General features: G+C 56.5%; 19 protein-coding genes. 11 read left to right on the top strand and 8 right to left on the bottom strand.

Translation table 11 applies throughout. From position 1 onward, the window contains the following. Positions 1-10 precede the first annotated feature (10 nt). From AUP42_RS21015 to AUP42_RS20995, 5 genes are all read right to left on the bottom strand, one after another. On the bottom strand, positions 11-772 hold the full coding sequence (locus AUP42_RS21015) for a 4'-phosphopantetheinyl transferase family protein (RefSeq protein WP_062953555.1): 762 nt from the start codon (positions 770-772) through the stop codon (positions 11-13). Positions 773-870: 98 nt separating this feature from the next. Next, positions 871-1,431, bottom strand: a complete 561-nt coding sequence (locus tag AUP42_RS21010; protein WP_062953554.1) for a YcjF family protein — start codon at positions 1,429-1,431, stop codon at positions 871-873. A gap of 101 nt (positions 1,432-1,532) precedes the next feature. Beyond that, positions 1,533-2,918 carry a prohibitin family protein gene (locus tag AUP42_RS21005; RefSeq protein ID WP_062953553.1) on the bottom strand — a complete coding sequence of 462 codons (1,386 nt, stop codon included), beginning with the start codon at positions 2,916-2,918 and terminating at the stop codon, positions 1,533-1,535. A gap of 58 nt (positions 2,919-2,976) precedes the next feature. Then, positions 2,977-3,174 carry a hypothetical protein gene (locus tag AUP42_RS21000; RefSeq protein ID WP_062953552.1) on the bottom strand — a complete coding sequence of 66 codons (198 nt, stop codon included), beginning with the start codon at positions 3,172-3,174 and terminating at the stop codon, positions 2,977-2,979. A 44-nt stretch (positions 3,175-3,218) separates the two neighbouring features. Then, positions 3,219-3,725: a YcjF family protein gene (locus AUP42_RS20995; protein WP_062953551.1), complete on the bottom strand. Its 507-nt coding sequence runs from the start codon at positions 3,723-3,725 to the stop codon at positions 3,219-3,221. Positions 3,726-3,931: 206 nt separating this feature from the next. Between AUP42_RS20995 and AUP42_RS20990 the strand changes: the two genes are divergently transcribed. From AUP42_RS20990 to AUP42_RS20975, 4 genes are read left to right on the top strand one after another with little or no spacing between them, the layout of a single operon-like run. Next, positions 3,932-4,714, top strand: a complete 783-nt coding sequence (locus AUP42_RS20990) for a hypothetical protein (RefSeq protein WP_062953550.1) — start codon at positions 3,932-3,934, stop codon at positions 4,712-4,714. After that, on the top strand, positions 4,711-6,717 hold the full coding sequence (locus tag AUP42_RS20985) for an MFS transporter (protein ID WP_062953549.1): 2,007 nt from the start codon (positions 4,711-4,713) through the stop codon (positions 6,715-6,717). Before AUP42_RS20990 ends, AUP42_RS20985 begins: the two co-directional genes overlap by 4 nt. Next, positions 6,714-7,730 (top strand): ABC transporter substrate-binding protein, encoded by a 1,017-nt coding sequence (locus AUP42_RS20980; RefSeq protein ID WP_062953548.1) that lies wholly within the window; start codon positions 6,714-6,716, stop codon positions 7,728-7,730. Before AUP42_RS20985 ends, AUP42_RS20980 begins: the two co-directional genes overlap by 4 nt. Next, a complete protein-coding gene (locus AUP42_RS20975) occupies positions 7,727-8,398 on the top strand; it encodes a GNAT family N-acetyltransferase (protein ID WP_062953547.1) in 672 nt (223 codons plus the stop codon). Before AUP42_RS20980 ends, AUP42_RS20975 begins: the two co-directional genes overlap by 4 nt. A gap of 9 nt (positions 8,399-8,407) precedes the next feature. On the opposite strand, the gene AUP42_RS20970 is transcribed toward AUP42_RS20975, so the two are convergent. After that, positions 8,408-9,673 carry a TAXI family TRAP transporter solute-binding subunit gene (locus AUP42_RS20970; RefSeq protein WP_082824889.1) on the bottom strand — a complete coding sequence of 422 codons (1,266 nt, stop codon included), beginning with the start codon at positions 9,671-9,673 and terminating at the stop codon, positions 8,408-8,410. Positions 9,674-9,946: 273 nt separating this feature from the next. On the opposite strand from AUP42_RS20970, the gene AUP42_RS20965 reads away from it, so the two are divergent. The 3 genes from AUP42_RS20965 (at position 9,947) to AUP42_RS20955 (ending at position 14,480) form a co-directional block, all read left to right on the top strand. Next, positions 9,947-11,029, top strand: a complete 1,083-nt coding sequence (locus AUP42_RS20965) for a diaminopropionate ammonia-lyase (protein WP_062953545.1) — start codon at positions 9,947-9,949, stop codon at positions 11,027-11,029. A gap of 125 nt (positions 11,030-11,154) precedes the next feature. Next, a complete protein-coding gene (locus tag AUP42_RS20960; protein ID WP_082824888.1) occupies positions 11,155-12,804 on the top strand; it encodes a cyclic peptide export ABC transporter in 1,650 nt (549 codons plus the stop codon). Between the two features lie 2 nt (positions 12,805-12,806). Next, positions 12,807-14,480, top strand: a complete 1,674-nt coding sequence (locus AUP42_RS20955; RefSeq protein ID WP_062953543.1) for a cyclic peptide export ABC transporter — start codon at positions 12,807-12,809, stop codon at positions 14,478-14,480. Between the two features lie 4 nt (positions 14,481-14,484). On the opposite strand, the gene AUP42_RS20950 is transcribed toward AUP42_RS20955, so the two are convergent. Then, complete coding sequence (locus AUP42_RS20950) at positions 14,485-15,222, bottom strand: thioesterase II family protein (RefSeq protein ID WP_062953542.1); 738 nt, start codon at positions 15,220-15,222, stop codon at positions 14,485-14,487. Positions 15,223-15,303: 81 nt separating this feature from the next. Beyond that, positions 15,304-15,840 (bottom strand): 4'-phosphopantetheinyl transferase family protein, encoded by a 537-nt coding sequence (locus AUP42_RS20945; protein WP_062953541.1) that lies wholly within the window; start codon positions 15,838-15,840, stop codon positions 15,304-15,306. A 141-nt stretch (positions 15,841-15,981) separates the two neighbouring features. Between AUP42_RS20945 and AUP42_RS20940 the strand changes: the two genes are divergently transcribed. The 4 genes from AUP42_RS20940 to AUP42_RS20925 are packed head-to-tail and all read left to right on the top strand — an operon-like array spanning position 15,982 to position 18,193. Continuing rightward, a complete protein-coding gene (locus tag AUP42_RS20940) occupies positions 15,982-16,383 on the top strand; it encodes a hypothetical protein (RefSeq protein ID WP_062953540.1) in 402 nt (133 codons plus the stop codon). Between the two features lie 8 nt (positions 16,384-16,391). Beyond that, positions 16,392-17,135: a beta-ketoacyl synthase chain length factor gene (locus tag AUP42_RS20935; RefSeq protein ID WP_062953539.1), complete on the top strand. Its 744-nt coding sequence runs from the start codon at positions 16,392-16,394 to the stop codon at positions 17,133-17,135. Continuing rightward, positions 17,128-17,955, top strand: coding sequence for a lysophospholipid acyltransferase family protein (locus AUP42_RS20930; protein WP_062953538.1), 828 nt, complete (start codon positions 17,128-17,130; stop codon positions 17,953-17,955). The genes AUP42_RS20935 and AUP42_RS20930 overlap by 8 nt, the downstream gene beginning before the upstream one ends. Beyond that, positions 17,930-18,193 carry a phosphopantetheine-binding protein gene (locus AUP42_RS20925; protein WP_007090636.1) on the top strand — a complete coding sequence of 88 codons (264 nt, stop codon included), beginning with the start codon at positions 17,930-17,932 and terminating at the stop codon, positions 18,191-18,193. Before AUP42_RS20930 ends, AUP42_RS20925 begins: the two co-directional genes overlap by 26 nt.

Below are 18,193 nucleotides of genomic sequence, written 5' to 3'. Positions count from 1 at the left end.
GACTGAAAACTCAGGCCCAGGGCAGGCTTGCCGGATCGAACCGCGTTTGATCCGGCAATGTCAGGCCGAGCCACCCCTGCACACCGGGCCAGATGATGGTGCGATACTGCCCGAAATTGGCGTACCGCACCTCAAAGCAGCCCCGGTTGCGCTCGATCGATGACGGCGCGTAAAGTTCAAGCGGCGTCATCATCCCCGTGGTAATGGTCTTGGCAAGGCTTTCGCGCGCCACCCAAAGCAGGCAGGCCGCCCCATGATCGTCCAAATCATGGGCGCGGATCATCGTCCGTATATCGGGCGCGATCCCGTCCAGAATTGCGGGCACATCTTTCATCACCGGCAGATCAACATCAATGCCCAGCGGATGGGCACGATGAAACACAAGCGCCACCGCAAACCGGTCCGAATGCGACAGCGAAACCGACATGCCCTGCACATCTTCGCCGCCGCCAACCATCATTGGCTGATCAAAAACCCCTGATCCGATTTCAATCGATTGCGGATCAATCCCCGGCAAATGGGTCGCCAACGCGGCCTTCGCCGCCAACCGCCCGCTGATAAAACTTTTCCGGCGGCGATCATGCCTAAACCCCGACAGCCGGGCTTTTTCGGCGGCATGCAACTGGCTTTCTGCCAGTTTGTTACACCCGGCATCATCCATATCGCCAAGATCAAAAACCGCCAGCGTCGCCCGCAGGATATCGGACGGCACAAATGTGCCGGTGCCCTTCGGGCGCTCGAACACAAGGCGATGGGTTTTGATCGGGGGCATGCGGGGGCCTTTTATGCGTCATTGCAAACAGACAAAAAAGAATGCCCAAAGCATGCTTTGGGCATTCCCGAAATACAATCTGAAAACCTGATGATCAATCAGGCTTTGGCAGTCGTCGCACCTGCTGCCGGTTTGGCAGTGGTTTTGCCGCCTTTGACAAATTCGGACGCCTTGCGTTTGCCGTCTTCGAATTCGTCCTTGAAACGACCTTTCATTTCATCGGCGTCGAAATCGGCAACCGTTCCGCCCTTGGCAAAGTGCCAGGCGAAAACACGACCCAACGCATAGGTGCAGGCACCGGCAAAGGTCGGCATGGCGACAACGCCAAATATCGTGCCGACAACCGGAACCTTGCGCACCAGTGCCGCCGTTGCATAACCGACACCAGTCATCGGCAGAACCGTTGCAACCAGGGTCGAAATCGAATTCTTGATCGCGTTCTCGGAGAACGGAACACCATAAATGTCGCAAAGTTTTGCAAGCATCCGCAGCTGGATGGTGCTGCTGGTGGCCATTTCAAGGAACGGGATCGGAACAAGACCACCAACCGCAGCATAAACGCTATGGCGATGGATGCAGTCACGGGACTGGGCACGAATTTCATCCGCCTTCGCGACGGCCACTTCTTCAGTCTCTTCGATGGTTTCTGCTTCGCTCATTATCGCCTCTTGAATGTCTACCTTCAGGTTGATGATCTGCACGCAAAATTTATTCTTCAACTTTACCTGAACTAACCCGAAGTAGCAACGTGCAACACCCTTTATTTGCTACCGGTTTTTGAAATTTCAGGCTGCCCTGCACTCTCGTGTGTCGCGACCGGTTCCATGTCGCTCTGTTTAACGACACCGCCCCCGCTACCACTGGATTGATCAAAGACCGGCGCAATCGATTTCAAAACATCTCCGGCGGTTTTACCCGCTGTTGAAACATCTTCTGACGCCCCTGCTGCCGGGCCTGTCGGAGCAGCCGGTTTCATCGGCGGTGTGACGGGCTGCGTATTCGAATTTGCCGCCGCAGGCCGTGCGCGTTTGCCTGACGGATCAGCAGGTTCGCGAACGCCGGGCGAAATCGCATTTTGCGGCGCGATTTCCTGCGACCGCGCATTAAGCGCCCCCGCATTCGGAAGGCTTTCGGCCGTATCGTTCACAAGCTCCGCCCCCGAACCGGAATCCGCACCGCTGGCCGTCGGTGCATCCGCGGTATTGAGGATCACGGGCAGGCCATCCTTGCCACCAATGATGATCGTCTTGCTGTTTTTCGATGTCGCAAGCGTCATGGTCGCTTCGATACCGCGCAGTCGCAGATATTCCTCGGTGATCGTTTTGGCGACGATATCCTGGAATTCACGAATACCTTCCGCCTCGATCTTCTTGCGCTGCTTTTCCTTTTCCTCACGCGCCAGACGGAAATCATATTCCAGCATCGCCTGATACTGTTCGGCCTTGCGTTCAATCGCATCGGCCACGCGTTCCGGCAGTGTCACGGACCGGATCAGAACGTCTTCAACCGTCACCAGCCGCCCCTGGAAGCTTTGATTGACCAACGACGATCCAAGTTCGTTGACCATGCGCTCAAGGATTTCCGCCTGAATGAAGGCACGGGTTTCGGTATAAAGTTGTTCAGGGGTGTAACGCGAAATCAGTTCACGCGCATGCGATCCGATTTCCGGATATACAAGGACTTCGGCATAATTCGGCCCGACCAGCTTGTGCAGCATCCCGACCGCTTCGCGGTTGATGCGATAACGCACCGCGATGTCGACTTCCATCGACAGGCCGTTCGATGAAATCGTGTCATAAACGCGCGCCTGATTTTGCAGGCGGGCGTCATAGATATACATTTCATCCCACGGGAAGATCATGTGAATACCTTCGCCGTAGCTTTTATCAACGACCGTCCCGCCAAAGAACCGGTACCACATTACTGCAACATGCCCGGCGGGCACGGTAATGAAAATCTGCGGCGCCAACGCGAAAATCGCGACCAGCAGGAACAGAAGCCCGATCAGAAAAGCCGTCCGCAACCGCCGCAGGCGTACGCCAGCACTAATGAAAAAGCGCCGCCAAAAGATCGACCATCGCCCTCTTTTGCGGGCGGTTCCGTTTTCGTCTGGTGCACCGGGTGCGACTGTCGCGCTATCAACCATTCATCATCTCGTCGTCGGGTGTATCGTGACGCATGCTGATCGCCCGTCAGTCATCATCTTAATCATAATCAAGGTCTTTAAGCTTTTCACGAAGCTCCCGCGACGGGCGCGCAACGATCTGAACCAGAAAATCGCCAATCGGGGTAATCACAATCGCCAGCAGGAAATGCCCCAGAAACCCGAACGATGTCCGGCGTCCCAGCATGCCGCAAACAATGCAGGCCAATAGATAAATTACAATCAAAATCAAATGCATCGTTTCGCCACCCGAATTCCTGTTATTGCGCGATTACGCGTTCTTCACGCCATTTTCCCGTCCTGATCGAATTTCAGGCCATCCTTGAATTTCTGGCGGAACTCGGCCTCCGCCTTTTTGGCGTCAAAGTCCGCCATCGTCCCGCCTGCGGCGTAATGCTGCTGAAAAACCCGGCCAAGCGCATAGGTAAATGCGGCATTGAAACCCGGCATGGTCACGATGCTCAGTGCCGATCCGACAACCGGCATCACCTTGGCAAGATTGGCAAATATCCCCGTCCCCAAAAGAGCCCGCCCCAAAACGCCACTGGTAATGCACGCCGTTAAGGCCGCGATCACGGATTTGCCGCTGCTTTTGTTGAACGCAACACCGTAAACATCGCTCAGTTCCGCCAGCATTTTAAGCTGCACGGCAACCGTGGCCGCAGAATCGACAACAGGGATCGGAACAAAACCGGTCGTAGCCGCCCAAAGGGTATTGCGTTGCACAACACCACTTGCAAGACGGTGCTGTTTGCGCCGTTTCAGCACTTCAAGCGTTTCAGCCCCCATCACGTCCCCCGGTTTATTGTCCCGCGGCAAATCATAATCGCTAACTATCGGCACTGCAAACCGAATCAAGGTTTTATACAGCCTTGACCCAACCCCCGATGCAATCAACCATATGGTTTGTGAAAGCGGGTTTCTGAGGATATAACCGGCTTAACAGGACTGTGTTTTGAAAATATTTTGAAAATATATGTCGCCGGAGACACGTTTTGAATCTGTCTACCAAGATCGGGCTGGCCCTTTTCCTTGTGCTTGCAAGCGCCTTAAGCATGACCACGGTCCTGAACTATCTGCGATTCGACCAGACCCTGCACACCCTTCTGGCCCAGCGCATGACCGTGATCCTCAATGAAACCAGTCAGGATATCGTGGCCGGTATCGATCTGGGTTTGCGGCTGGAAAACATGGAAAACCTGCAACCAATCCTGAACCGGCGTCTGGATATGTCCAACGATATCCGCAATGTCGCCGTTCTTGATTGTGATGGCACCATCATCAGCAACGCCGCGCGATCCCCCGATGATCAGGCCCTCTCTGGCGCGGCAATTCCCCAACAGGCCCGCGATGAGTGGATCGATTTCACACCGGGCATCGCCACCGCCGGGCAGGTCCTGCGCGACAGCCTCGGCCAATGCGCCGGGCAGGTCGTCATTACGGCAAGCGCCGAAACCTCCGAAGCCAAGCTTGCCAATGCCTTCTCCGAAATGTGGAAATCGGCGGCCTTGGGCATGGGCATGATTATCCCCATTTTGGGCGTACTGTTCATTCTGATGCGTCGCCGCCATCGGGTTTTCGAAGAACTGCACGAAGATCTGGCGCGCGCGGTTGCGGGCAAGGCCCCCAATATCCGCCCCCATGATGGCGATGTCCTGACCCAAAGCGAAATCGAACTGATTTCCCTGTACCGCGAAATCCGCGATCAGTTGCCGCACGAAACAAAAAAGGGCAACACCAAACGCCAATCGGAAACCCCGGCGGAGCCGCTGAAATGACCCTCTCTGCCAATCCCGATACCAAACCTGACACTCCGACCTCCCCTCATGGTGGCAATATCCGAAGCCGCCTGTTCCCCAAGGGCACGATCTGGATTTTGCTGCTGTTCAGCACAATCTCGCTTTGCATCGCATTGGTCGGGATTTCATGGCGCGCCGCCGAACTGGCGCGCGCCGATCTGCAAACCGAAATCCGTGAAAAGGCCGGGATCGAAGCCCGGGTTCTTGGCGAAAAGATCGAAAACGCCCTGCGGCTTGGCATTCCGCTGCGCGAAATTGTCGGTTTTGAAACCGTGGTCTATCAGCTTCGCAATGGCGATCCCGATCTGGTTTTTGCTGCCATCACCGACAAGGCTGGCGACATCCTGCATGCAGGCGGTCTGTCATCGGATGAAATCACCACCGCCCTTAAGGCACCGTCGGGCAATGATACCGCCTATATCGTCACCCGTCTGGACCTGCCCCGCGCCGAGGGACAGGACGATATCGAAGTCGTCCTTGGGCATGCCCGGGCGGCCCTGATGCGCCCTGTGACGGATAATCTTTATGACATTGCGATCATTTTTATCATCACGCTCGCCCTGTCGTTCGAGCTGATGTTGCTGGTGTTAACCGTCAATGTCGCCCTGCCGGTAAGGGTCGCGCGCAAGGTTCTGGACAATGTGCGCGATCGCAAATTCACCCTGCTGCATGGCCAAAGCACCCATGACGAAATCGGCCAGTTCATGGAACGGATCAATTCCCTGATCAACACCACCGCCAAAAAGGTCGGAACCCATCCCCAGCGCGAACGCGAGGTAAAGCTGATCGGTGTCCGCATGCTGGCCTTCATGTTCGTCCTTGCCGAAGAACTGGCCCGACCAATCATGCCTGCTTTCTTTAGCCAGGTCACATCCCACAGCATCGACGGGCAGCTTGGTGCCGGCGTGGTCATGGCGGTTCATCTTCTGATGGTTGCCCTTGCCATGCCGATCTGCAGCCTGTTTCAGGAACAGGTCGGGTCACTTCGCATGTATCTGTGCGGCGCGTTTCTGGCGACACTTGGCCTGATCGGTACCGCCTTTGCCGGGGGCATATGGGATCTTGTCCTGTGGCGGGCATTGTCGGGCATCGGTTACGCCACCACCTTTGTCGCCTGTCAGTCCTATGTCCTTGATGCCACCAATGACAGCAACCGCACACAGGGTACTGCCATGATGGTCAGCGGCATCATGCTGGCTGATATCTGCGGCCCGGCGATTGGCGGGATCGTTGCCGGTCATTTCGGCCCGGACATGACCTTTATCGCCGGTGCGACCATTGCGTTTCTCGCAGTCCTTCTGGCCTTCTTCCTGATGGATAACATGGTGCGCGGCAAAACCCCGCCACCGATCCCGACACGTGCCGCCCTTCGCGCCATGCTCGGCAATCGCCGTTTGCAGGTCCTGATCCTGTTTGCCGCCATTCCCGCCAAACTGATCCTCAGCGGCTTTTTATATTACCTGACCCCGATGATCCTGCTGCAATCGGGTGCAACCACGGCTGAAACCGGGCGGGTGATCATGCTTTATGGGCTGGTCGCGATCCTGACCGGCTGGGCCGCGGCAAAATGGACCGACAAAAACCAGAACGAAACCCGCGCGGTCGGCATTGGTGGCGGGCTAACGGCAGCAGGCTTGTTGCTGGCGGGCTGGCTTCCGGAATATGCCCTGTTTGCGGTTGCCGTCGCCCTGCTCGGTCTGGCGCAGGCGACCTCAATCCCCGCGCAGCTTTCCGCCAGCCTGAAACTCAGCAAGGATTTCACCAAGGATCACGGCACCGGCCCGGTTCTTGCCGTCCTGCGTCTTGCCGAACGGCTGGGCGGGGCTGCGGGTCCGTTGCTTGCCGCCGGTCTGACCCTACTGGTCGGAACAACGCACGCGGTTCTGATCTTCGGGGCCTTTGCCGCTGTTTCGGTTCTGTGCTTTGAACTTCTGATCGGCCATGTGCCCGCAGAACAGAAAAACGAGGGAGGAACGAAATGACCTTTTCCCTTCTCCCCGTTTTTCGTCTGTTGGGCATTCTTGTGGCCATCGCCGTCTCAATCTTTGCTCCGGCGGCATATGCACAATCACAACCGGGCCCGCTTAAAATCGCCATGGTTCTGTGGCGCGGCGAAACCAATGTCGAACAGGGATTTCGCGCCTATTTCGATGAAAACAGCATTCCCGTCGACCTGACCATTTATGATACTGCGCGCGATCTGTCGCGCGTGCCTGCCATCATCGATCAGATCCGCAAAGACCCACCCGATCTGGTTTACACATGGGGCACCGGGATCACGTCGGCCGTGGTCGGCAAATATGATGCCGTCGATCCGGCGCAAAACATTACCGACCTTCCGGTGGTTTATGTGATGGTTTCATCGCCATGGAAAACCGGCATTGCCGCCCCTGCGGGCCAAAGCCGCCCCAATGTCACGGGTGCCGCCCACATCGCCCCGCTTCCCGCCCAGATCAATGCCATCCGTGCCTATCGCCCGATGGACAAACTTGGCGTTGTCTATAACAGCCGCGAAGACAATTCCGTTTCCAACGTTGCCGATCTGACCGAACTGGGCCGCGAAATGGGCTTCGAAGTCCTGGCCGCTCCGCTCGGCAGCGATGGCGAACCCTCACAGGATGACATTCCCCCTGCCGTTGCCGAACTTGCCCGCAAGGGGGCCGACATCCTGTATATCGGACCGGACAATTTCATCGGCAATTATCGCGATACCCTGACCGATGCCGGTTTTGCCAACGGGCTTGCCGCCTTTAGCGCGACCGAACTTGAAGTCCGCGACGGCCATGCCATGCTGGGCCTTGTAAGCCGTTATGAACTTGTCGGCCGCCTTGCCGCCAGCAAGGTCGAACAGATCCTGATCGATGGCATATCGCCGGCCGACATCCCGGTCGAAACGCTTGACCGGTTTTCCTATCTGATCCGGCTGTCATCGGCGCGCAAGCTTAAACTCTATCCGCCGCTGTCGCTGCTTGATTACGCGGAAGTCATCGAATGAGCACCCTGACCCGGCTTGATCCATCCCACCTTCCCGCCATCATCGCCCTGCATCACAGGGTGGTCGCCGATCTGCCGCCGGGCAATGCCGCGACCGAAACCGATCAGTTCTTTGCCGATCATCTTGATGCCTGCGGGCAAATCTTTGGCGTCTTTGACGATGATCGTCTGATGGCCTATTGCGTGCTGGGATTGCCGCGTGATGGTGATCCCAATTTCGGCACCGACCATCACCTGCCCCCCGATCTGCTGGGCCAGGTCGCCCATATCGACGGGGTCGCCGTTGATCCAAATTGGCGCGGACAGGGATGGCAACGCAAAATGGTTGAATACCGGATCGAAATGGCCCGGAAATTCGGACGAACCATCGCGCTCAGCACCGTCGCCCCGACCAATTTTCCAAGCCTGATCAGCACCGTATCAACCGGCCTTGCCATTCATGGCTTGATCGCAAAATTTGGCGGAAACCGGTTCTTGCTGCGACGGGATATCGGCCCCGATCAGGATGCAAAATCCGCCCGCGCCCCTGATACAGCCATCTGGTGCGCCAGCGACGATCTTGCGACCTGTCGAAAATTGCTTGATGACGGGTTTATCGGCCAGTTTTGCCAGTCATCGGGCCGCGGAACCGCCCCGCGCATCGGCTGGGCGCCGCTTCCGTCCGCTTAATATCGCGGCTTACTGCTGATAGGTATAATTCCATTTGCGCTGCCCTTTCGGGTCGGCCTGCTGATAATAGGGCTGCCAGTCGCAGGCATGCGCATCGGTTTCCCAATAACACGCCGCCCCCTTATGGAACGGCAGGAAATTGCCCTTTTTGAACATGTCATCAGCAACGACACTCCGGAATGTCGGATACATTTCCTTCATCCGGTCGATATTTTCATGCACGATCCGCGTGATCCAGTACACCACATACGGATCAGCCGGTTCATAGGCAATCAGCGACGCCTTGAAGCCATAGGATGAAATCGCTTCTTCCTGCGCGCTATATGTCTTTGCTGGCAAAACCTGATTAAAGAAATACTGGTTTGCCTTGACCATTTCATCGGTCAAAGGCCCCCCCATGCCAACAACCCGCGCCCCGCAGCCAAGCGTATCTTCGATCAGCGACGCCGGATGCCCGATCCAAAGACCGAACGCATCGATATAATTCTCGCAGATGCCAAGCTCGTTATAATCCTGCGCAACGCCGTAAACGGTATCAAGATCGTCCAGCGTCAATTTGTATCGCGACAGAAGTTCAAGCCACAATTCCCGCGATGCCGATCCTTCCGGTCCGATATTGATGCGTTTGCCGCGCAGATCGGCGATCGATTCAATATCGGAATCATTGCGCACCACCAGCAATCCCATTTCATCATGCAACGACATCACCGACCGCGCACCGGGGATCGGCGCAATGCCTTTCTGCGCTTCCCAGTTATTGTTCGACTGCACGATGGCAAGCTGCACCCGCCCTTCTTTCATCAGGCGGATATTGCTGCCGACCCCTTGGGATCGCAACGGCACGCAATGCACCCGATGGCGTTCAAAGGTCCGGCTCATCATGTCGCAAATCTGGGCGGCAACCTTGAAATACACGCCACTCGTACTGCCGCTGTAAATCGCCGCGTAATAGGATCGTTCCGTCTGGCCATCACCGGCAATCACATCGACATTGCTTAACGCCGCCAGACTTTCCGGGTCGGTTGCGCGGCGGCGATACTGCGACAGCGGAATGGCATCGGGCTTGTAAATCAGGCCGTCGATCAGATCGGGATTGGTTTTTGCCGGGTCGATGATGGCATCGTCATAAGTATCGACATCGATATCAGGCAGGACATCAACCGGGGACATATCGGCATTTGCGTCCTCGGCAACGGTACCGCTTCCCTGCGCATGGGCACCCAAGGCCCCCGCTGACAACAGCATCGCCAGCATACCGGTCGCAATCATTCTCATGCCGAGCTCAAAACGCAAAACCGTCCACTCATCGTTAGTGATGAATCAATCCCCGCATCCCAATGGCCATATCCTAATGGATCATCGGGAAACCCGTCGAGAGCGAAGATGAATTAATATCCCTATTCTCAGCGATTTAACACAATCATCTTCACGACAACCCCGCACGACCGTTGATATTCAGATTGTGTTTGACGCAACATCATACGCCCCTCATAAACCAGAAGAACATATAACAGAAAACCGGACCACGGCCAGATTTCGGAGAAATCGATGACGTCCATCATCGCCCTTGATCCCGGGCGCAACGATATTTATCAGGCGTTCGATCTGATATCCTCCTGGCCGGAATATCGCCAAAGCCCGCTGATCCGCGCCAACGGGCTTGCCCGCGAACTGGGTCTTGGCACTGTCTGGATCAAGGATGAAAGCAAACGGTTCGGTCTGGGCGGGGTCAAGGCCCTTGGCGCCCCCTATGGCCTGAAACAGCAGCTTTTGAAACGCGGCCTGATACCCGGAAGCCCCCAATGCGCGAACTATACCGCCGTTGCCGCAACCGATGGCAATCACGGCCTTGCCGTTGCATGGGCGGCCCGGAAATTCGGCTGCCACGCACGGATTTATGTCGGGTCCGAAGTCGATCAGGCCCGCATCACGCGCATCATCGATAACGGGGCTGAAATCGTCCGGATCGACGGCACCTATGACGATGCGGTCCTTGCCGCCGAACATGCCGCGCAGTCGCCCGATATCCTTCTGATCACCGATACCGACTATGGTCACGAACTCGACGTCACCCGCGACATCATGGCGGGTTACGCGGTTCTGGGGATCGAATGCGCCCGGCAGCTTCGGGATGAAAACATCATCCCCGATCATGTTTTCCTGCAATGCGGGGTTGGCGGCATGGCGGCGGGTTGCGCCATCGGGCTCTGGCATGAAAGCGGCCAGAAACCGAATGTCTGCACGGTCGAGGCAACAAACGCCGCCTGCATTCAGGCAAGCCTCGCAACCGGCGAACTGACGTCGGTTCCGGGCAAACTCCTGACCCGCATGATCGGGCTGTCATGTGGTAAACCGAGTCTTCCGGCATTTGAAATCCTGCGCGAAGTCTCCACCCAAAGCATCGCGATTGACGATGATGTCGCCCTTCTGGTTCAGAACGCGCTTTCCGCCGGGATCAATGGCGACGCCCCGCTTGAAACATGGGATACCGGAATTGCCGGAATTGCCGGGCTTTGGCATGTCGCAAAAAACAACGATCTTCGGGCCCGTTTTGGTCTGAATGCCCAAAGCAACGTGCTTGTGATCAACAGCGAAGGCCCCATTCCGCTGCCCTACCGCGCAACGATCTGAATTCTTTCGACGCGAAAAAGGCTTTCGGTTATGCCCCCAACTGGACAGCGACTGGACAGCCCTGCCGGGCACCGGTACAGTCGCGGACAAACACCCACGTCGGGTTCTATGGGGACTGCAAACAGATGAAATTGCTCGAACTGTTGTCTTGGGGAGATAACAGACTGATGGCCCGGCTTGCCTTTGCCGGTGCGCTATCGGGTGCGGGCAGTGCAGTTCTGCTGGGGCTCGTCAATACCGCCGCCGAAGGCATCGCCGATAACGGGGTGGACCGGGTTGACTGGCTTCTGGCAGGTGGCTTCATCGCCCTTGCCGTGGTCTATTTTCTGGCCGAAGTTTTCCTGCTTGCCAATATCTCGACCCAGATCGAACAGGGCATCGACAAGGTGCGCCGCAAACTGCTCGATCAGATTGCGCATGCCGACTTCGCCCAGCTTGAAACCTTTGGTCAGGCCCGCCTGTTTGACAGCATAACCCAAAGCACTCAGGTCATTTCGCAAAACTCGCACATGATCGGCATGTCGTTCCGATCCCTTCTGCTGGTTGTTGCGGTGATGGTCTATGTTTTCTGGCTCTCCACGCTGGCCTTTTTCCTGATCGTGCTGGTGATCGGGGCCGGGATCGTCATTTACCTGCGCATGGGCAAAGAACTCGGCATGTGGTTTGGCAAACTCCATCACACCGAAAATGCCCTGTTTGGCAAGATCGCCGATCTGTTTTCCGGCATCCGCGAAGTCCGGATGTGGTCGTCGCGCAGCAGCACCCTTTTCAATGCCTTTTCGGCAAATTCACTGCAAAAGGAACAGATCACTGCTGAAACCCACAGCCTGATGTTCCGGCAGATGATCATGGGCATGACCGCCTTTTATGTCCTGCTGGCAGTGATCGTCTTTATCGTGCCGGTCTATGCCGATAATTTCGGATCAACGATATCAAAGGTCAGCACGGCCGTCCTGTTCATGATCGGCCCGATCAGTACGGTGGTGCAGGCAATGGCGGTACTGGGTTCGGCGGAACAGGCTGCTGCGCGCATGGTCACCCTGTCACAGGATTTGCGCGCGATTGCCGAACCGGTTGAAGAGAACGGCACCAGTCTGCCCGATACATTTTCAAATATCGCGTTCGAGGATGTCTGCTTTACCTATCCCAACCGCGACCCGCGCCACGGCTTCATGCTTGGCCCGATCAGCCTCTCGGTCAAAAAGGGCGAACTGATCTTTATTACCGGCGGCAACGGGGCGGGCAAATCAACCCTGATCAAGCTTCTGACAGCCCTTTATCGCCCGGTATCCGGGGCCATCCGGTTTGATGATATCCAGCTTGGCGCGCAAACCATCGCCTCCTTCCGTGACAAGATCGCCACCGTGTTTTCCGATTTCCACCTGTTTTCCGAATTGCACGGATCGGCCGAAATTGATCCCGACGAAGCCACCCACTGGCTGAACCTGTTTGAACTGTCCCATGTGACGGGCATTCGCGATGGCAAATTCGTTTCCACCGCCCTGTCGGCCGGGCAACGCAAACGGCTGGGCCTGATCACCGCCCTGCTCGAACATCGCCCGATCCTTGTTCTCGATGAATGGGCCGCCGATCAGGACCCGTATTTCCGTAAAAAATTCTATTACGAAATCCTGCCACAGATAAAGGCACGCGGCACGACCATCATCGCCGTCACCCATGACGATCATTATTTCGATGCTGCCGACCGCCGCCTGCATCTCGAAGCAGGCACCCTGCACGAAATTGACCGCAACGACCCGCGTGGAAGGATCTGATCATGCTGCTTATTGATCTTCTGCGATCCCGAACCCGCATCGATCTGCGGCTTGCCGTTGGCCTGCTGTCACTGGCCTCGATTGCCACCACCATGGTGCTGATCATCGTCAACCTGGCCGCCGAACAGGCCGAAGACGGCGTTGCCAGCATGCGCTATCTCGGCATGATGGGCCTGTCGCTGATCGGCTATATCTGGGCCCAGAAGAAATCCAGCGACATGATCGCCGCCGAGGTAGAACACATCCTCCATCAGCTTCGCCTTGGCATGTTTGATCGCGTGCGAAAAGCCGCCCCCGATACCCTGGCCAGGGTCGGACAGGGTGCGGTTCAAACCGCGCTGACCCAGGAAATGCAAACCGTATCCGCCGCCCTGCCCCTGATGCTGAACGGCGTGCAGCAGGTGGTCCTGATCATCTGTGTGGCGGCCTATCTTGCGTGGCTGTCGACCTTTGCCTTTGTGATGATTTCGGTTCTGGCCATCGTGGTTTCGACCATCCACCTGCAACGCATCCGTAAAATCAATGATGCGACCCGGGATGCGATCGATGATGAAAACCTGCTCTTTGGCGGGTTGTCCGATCTTCTGCATGGCTTCAAGGAAGTCAAAATGAACAGTCGGCGTCGTGCCGCACTTCTGGGTGCGCTCAATGACCGATCCATCCGGGCACGCGATACCAAATCCGTGGTCAAGGCCCAGTGGTCGCGCGAATTCGCCCTGATCCAGCTGGCTTTCTACGGGATGATGGCGGCCATGGTGTTCATCGTTCCGATCTTCACATCGGACTATCACGACGTTGCCGTGCAAACCACGACCGCGGCCCTGTTCATGATCGGCCCGATCGGGGCGGTGGTTGCCGCCGTGCCCAGCTTTACCGATTCCGATGTGGCACTACGCAAGATCAAGGATATCGATGATCAGCTCGAAGACGCCCTTGACGCCCAGCACGCGCAGGAGGCCACGAACGGCACATCATCACCCGAAACCCTTGAAAAATTCCAGGATGCCCTTGGCAATATCGCCGAAATCAGCCTGCGTGACGTTCGTTTCTCCTATCCCGGCACATCGGACAGTCCGGGTTTTGCCGTCGGCCCGATCAATGCCACCTTCAAAAAGGGTGAAATCACCTTTATCACCGGCGGCAATGGGGCGGGCAAATCGACGATCATCGCCGTTCTGACCGGCCTTCGCCCGGCGGCAGGCGGATCAATCATGGTCAATGACTGCCCGGTGCCGACCGACGCCCTGCAGCTTTATCGCGATCATTTCGCGACCGTGCTGTCGGACTATCACCTGTTTCGCGAACTCTACGGCATTGATGATATCGATCCGAAGCGGGTCGAAACACTGCTCAAACAGATGGAAATCGACGACAAGGTCGAACTGGATGATAACGCCTTTTCAACGACCTCGCTGTCACAGGGGCAACGCAAACGCCTTGCCCTGATCGCGGCTCTGCTCGAAGAAAAGCCGGTTCTTGTCCTTGATGAATGGGCCGCCGATCAGGACCCTCATTTCCGCTCGGTCTTCTATGAAAAAATCCTGCCCTCCTTACGCAAACAGGGCAAGATCATCATCTGTGTCACCCATGATGATCGCTGGTTTGACAAGGCCGATACGATCTATCACGTCCGCGACGGCGAATTTGTCGACGGACGTCAAACCACCCAAGCCTGATCCATCACGCAATCAGCGCATCCCTGACCACGCGCATGATGTCATCCCCGGCATCACGCAGGAAAAAATGCCCGCCAGGCAAAACATGCTTGGCAAAGTCGCTCGTGGTTGCCGCCGCCCAGTCGTCCAGTTCATCCGGCACCGGGTTCGGATCATCCGCCCCGCCAAAGGCGGTAATCGGGCAGAACAGTTTGGGCAATCCGGTCGAAACCGCGGTTTCCGACAATCTGAAATCCGCCCTAAGGCTGGGCTCAAACAGGGCGCGATATTCCGCATTTTCCAGAATTTCGGTGGGCGTCCCGCCATAATTCGCAATCCCCCGCCAGAACTCATCCGATGACAGATGATGCAACGGCGCCCGATGCCCGGCCACATTCGGCCCCCGCCTTGCGGCAACAAACAGATGAACCGGCACAGCCATCCCCACCTGTTGCAGATGACAGGCCAGATGATGGGAAATCAGCGCCCCCATCGAATAACCGAAAAACGCAAACGGCCGATCCATAAAGGGCTTTAATCCTGCGGCGACGGCCTCAACCATCGCCGAAAGATCATCAATCACCGGATCGCCAAACCGCTGCTCACGCCCCGGCAGATTGACCGGTACCACATCGATATCATCGGGGAATTGTGTCAGCCACGGCCGATAGGCCAACGCCCCGCCCCCGGCAAACGGAAAACAGAACAGCCGCAACCGGGCACCCGCCGTGATGTTCTGACCGACCCAGACATTTTGCGTCATGTTTCTTTCCGCCCCAATTGCCGACAGCTTTACCTGTCGCAATATTATCGCGCAAATTCAAGCAGCTAAAATCCGGCCCTGTCAAACCCGTGCCAGCGCGCCGGAGAATCCATCGATGGTTTCAATCGCGATCAATGTGGCGCGTGCCTGTGCCAACGGGTCGGTTTCGCCCGTTGCCTTGAAGGCCGCCTCGTAATCGCACCAGCCCTGATAAAAATCCCGGCCATCCGCATCCCCGTCAAACAGCCAGCGTGACAGGGCCTCGATATCACGGCTCGGGTCGCGATATTCGATATCGATGCCGATCATAACATCGGGGCCTTTGGCAATCGCCACCGCCACCAGGTCGCGGCTGTGGCTAATGCTCGCACAGTGAATCACACCATCGATGATCAGGCCGGGCCGGCCGGAACTTTGCCGCACGGTTTCAAATGCCGCATCCCCCGCAATATCGGGCCACATATGCCGGCCAAGATCGCCCAGCATCTGCCACCCGCGCATCGAACTTTGGCGGCGCTTTTCCGCGCGATCCCCCTTCAGATCATTGATCCGCTGCCAGCACCATAAAACGCTGCCCTCAAACGCGGTATTGACATCGATGATTGCGTTTTTTTTCATATATCTGGCAAGTTTTGGTTGTGTTGTTGGCGACGGGTTCTTTAAATCAGGGGCGTCTGCCCGGCTCGGGCAATAAAAAACGCGATAATTGATCCAATGCACCGGATCAATCGGATAATATCAACAAAAGGCAGGTTGGATATGCGCAGTTTGAAATTTGCAGTCGTCGGTTTGCTGGCACTTGTTGTTGCCGCATGCCGCACCGCCCCGGTCCAGAATGTCAGCAGTCAGCCCCTCCCGGCTGATGCGGCAAAACTCAGCATGGCACAGATCGAAGAAAGCATCATCAAGGCCGCAGGCGAACGTGAATGGATCGTTCAGCGCAAGGCCGAAGGTGAACTGATCGCGACCTATTCCCCGCGCGACCATCTTGCCAAGGTCGAAATCGACTTTGATCAGTCCGAATTTTCGATTTCCTACGTCGATAGCACCAATCTGAATTATGATGGCACTTCGATCCATTATAATTACAATCGCTGGGTCAATAATCTGAGACAGGATATCCTGCGTGAGGTATCGGCAAAGGCTGCCCTTGCCCAATAAGGTTTGATATGACGCTGCTGCAGGCCAGAATTTCGCACTGGGCGTTCTGGGAAGACCGCGATGATCATGCGGTCCTGAAATCCGGAACGTCCGGGCACATCGCAGTCCCGATTGACGACATGAATAATGCCAATCTGGCGCGCAGCCTCAAACCTGCCTGGCGGCGGCGTCTGGATTTGTATGGCCGCGCCGCCGCCGAGGTGCTTGGCCATACCATCCGTGATGGCGACAACCCGCATATCGTTTTTGCATCACGCCACGGTAATATTGATCGCACGCTGAAACTGCTTCATCAGGTCGCGACAAACGAAACCCTCTCCCCTGCCGATTTCAGCATGTCGGTGCATAATGCGCTGGTCGGGGTTGCCTCGATCAACTGGTCGATCACCCAAAGCCACACCGCGATTTCGGCCGGGAATGACAGCCTGATCGCAGCACTTACCGAAACATTATGCCAGCTCACCAGCGAGGATGGCCCGGTCATCCTGTGCTATGTCGATCTGCCGCTGCCCGACATCTATCAGGATCAGGACCCGGACGATATTTCCGGCACTGCCCTTGCCATCCGCTTTGATCAGCCAACGGCGACAGATGGCAAAATGTTCTGGTTCGATCCAATCCCCGACCATGATCCCGCCCCGATGCCCCACCGGCAGGCACGTGCGATTGCCGCCTATCTGGGTGCGTCATCCAAAACCGGATTGCACCTGCCAGGAAAGACCGGCGGCTGGATAATGCAATCGAATGGCTGAAAGACAAGGCACGCCCACACGGCCGAAAAAAGGCTTTAACTGGTACTGGCGGTTGCTGGCGACCGGCTTTGCCTTTTCATCCTTTGGTCTGGGCGGGCTTTTGATGGCCATCACCATCTTCCCTGCCATGATGATCATCCTGCGCGACCGGGCCAAACGCCGCCGCTATGCCCAGTTTGTCATCTGCCGCGGTTTTCGCCTTTTCACATGGATGCTTGATGTCACCGGTGTGGCGGTTGCCGAAACCGAAAATATCGAACGCCTGCGATCCGCACGTGGGGCGCTGATCATCGCCAATCACCCGACATTGCTTGATGTCGTGATGATCCTGGCCCAGATGGATCGCTGCCAGTGTGTCGTCAAACACGAACTGTTTCGCAATCCGTTCATGGCCGGTGTGGTACGTGCGGCTGGTTTCATTCGCAATAATGATGACCCGGAAAACCTGATTTCGCAGGCGCGCGATCATCTGGCAACCGGTGCCTGTATCCTGATTTTCCCCGAAGGTACGCGCACGCCCAGCCGCCGCAAACTGGGCCAATTGCAACGCGGGGTAGCGAATATCGCGATAGAAACACAAGTCGACTTGATTCCTGTGGTTGTGCACTGTAATCACGATACCCTGAAAAAGGGGGTACCGTGGTATCGCATTCCGCCGTCGAAAATCCGTTTTCGGCTGGTGGTCGATGCACCGCTATCATTTGGGGACATTGCTGATCCGACATTAAGCCGCGCCAGACAGGCCCGTTTGCTGACCCGGATCATCAAGGATTATTATCTGGACAGACTGACGCATGACTTCGCTGGAAACAGAACTTAAAGCCTTCATTATCGAGACGCTTAATCTCGAAGACATAAGTGTCGAGGATATCGACAGCGAAGAAGCCCTGTTTGTTGATGGGCTAGGCCTTGATTCCATCGATGCCCTTGAACTTGGCGTTGCGATCCAGAAAAAATACGATGTCCGGATTGATGCGAAGAACGAAGATGTGAAAACCCATTTTGCATCCGTGCGCAATCTGGCGAAATTCATTCAGGCATCGGGCAAGGAGGGGTAA

This window comes from Thalassospira lucentensis (assembly GCF_001613805.1).
Classification (GTDB): Bacteria; Pseudomonadota; Alphaproteobacteria; order Rhodospirillales; family Thalassospiraceae; genus Thalassospira; species Thalassospira lucentensis_A.
The sequence above is the reverse complement of the archived record's forward strand: the minus strand, read 5'-3'. Positions and strand labels throughout refer to the sequence as shown.

Coding starts and splice junctions, on each gene's coding strand:
- AUP42_RS21015 (WP_062953555.1), bottom strand. CDS start 772: ATGCCCCCGATCAAAACCCATCGCCTTGTGTTCGAGCGCCCGAAGGGC.
- AUP42_RS21010 (WP_062953554.1), bottom strand. CDS start 1,431: ATGAGCGAAGCAGAAACCATCGAAGAGACTGAAGAAGTGGCCGTCGCG.
- AUP42_RS21005 (WP_062953553.1), bottom strand. CDS start 2,918: ATGGTTGATAGCGCGACAGTCGCACCCGGTGCACCAGACGAAAACGGA.
- AUP42_RS21000 (WP_062953552.1), bottom strand. CDS start 3,174: ATGCATTTGATTTTGATTGTAATTTATCTATTGGCCTGCATTGTTTGC.
- AUP42_RS20995 (WP_062953551.1), bottom strand. CDS start 3,725: ATGGGGGCTGAAACGCTTGAAGTGCTGAAACGGCGCAAACAGCACCGT.
- AUP42_RS20985 (WP_062953549.1), top strand. CDS start 4,711: ATGACCCTCTCTGCCAATCCCGATACCAAACCTGACACTCCGACCTCC.
- AUP42_RS20980 (WP_062953548.1), top strand. CDS start 6,714: ATGACCTTTTCCCTTCTCCCCGTTTTTCGTCTGTTGGGCATTCTTGTG.
- AUP42_RS20975 (WP_062953547.1), top strand. CDS start 7,727: ATGAGCACCCTGACCCGGCTTGATCCATCCCACCTTCCCGCCATCATC.
- AUP42_RS20970 (WP_082824889.1), bottom strand. CDS start 9,673: ATGAGAATGATTGCGACCGGTATGCTGGCGATGCTGTTGTCAGCGGGG.
- AUP42_RS20965 (WP_062953545.1), top strand. CDS start 9,947: ATGACGTCCATCATCGCCCTTGATCCCGGGCGCAACGATATTTATCAG.
- AUP42_RS20960 (WP_082824888.1), top strand. CDS start 11,155: ATGAAATTGCTCGAACTGTTGTCTTGGGGAGATAACAGACTGATGGCC.
- AUP42_RS20955 (WP_062953543.1), top strand. CDS start 12,807: ATGCTGCTTATTGATCTTCTGCGATCCCGAACCCGCATCGATCTGCGG.
- AUP42_RS20950 (WP_062953542.1), bottom strand. CDS start 15,222: ATGACGCAAAATGTCTGGGTCGGTCAGAACATCACGGCGGGTGCCCGG.
- AUP42_RS20945 (WP_062953541.1), bottom strand. CDS start 15,840: ATGAAAAAAAACGCAATCATCGATGTCAATACCGCGTTTGAGGGCAGC.
- AUP42_RS20940 (WP_062953540.1), top strand. CDS start 15,982: ATGCGCAGTTTGAAATTTGCAGTCGTCGGTTTGCTGGCACTTGTTGTT.
- AUP42_RS20935 (WP_062953539.1), top strand. CDS start 16,392: ATGACGCTGCTGCAGGCCAGAATTTCGCACTGGGCGTTCTGGGAAGAC.
- AUP42_RS20930 (WP_062953538.1), top strand. CDS start 17,128: ATGGCTGAAAGACAAGGCACGCCCACACGGCCGAAAAAAGGCTTTAAC.
- AUP42_RS20925 (WP_007090636.1), top strand. CDS start 17,930: ATGACTTCGCTGGAAACAGAACTTAAAGCCTTCATTATCGAGACGCTT.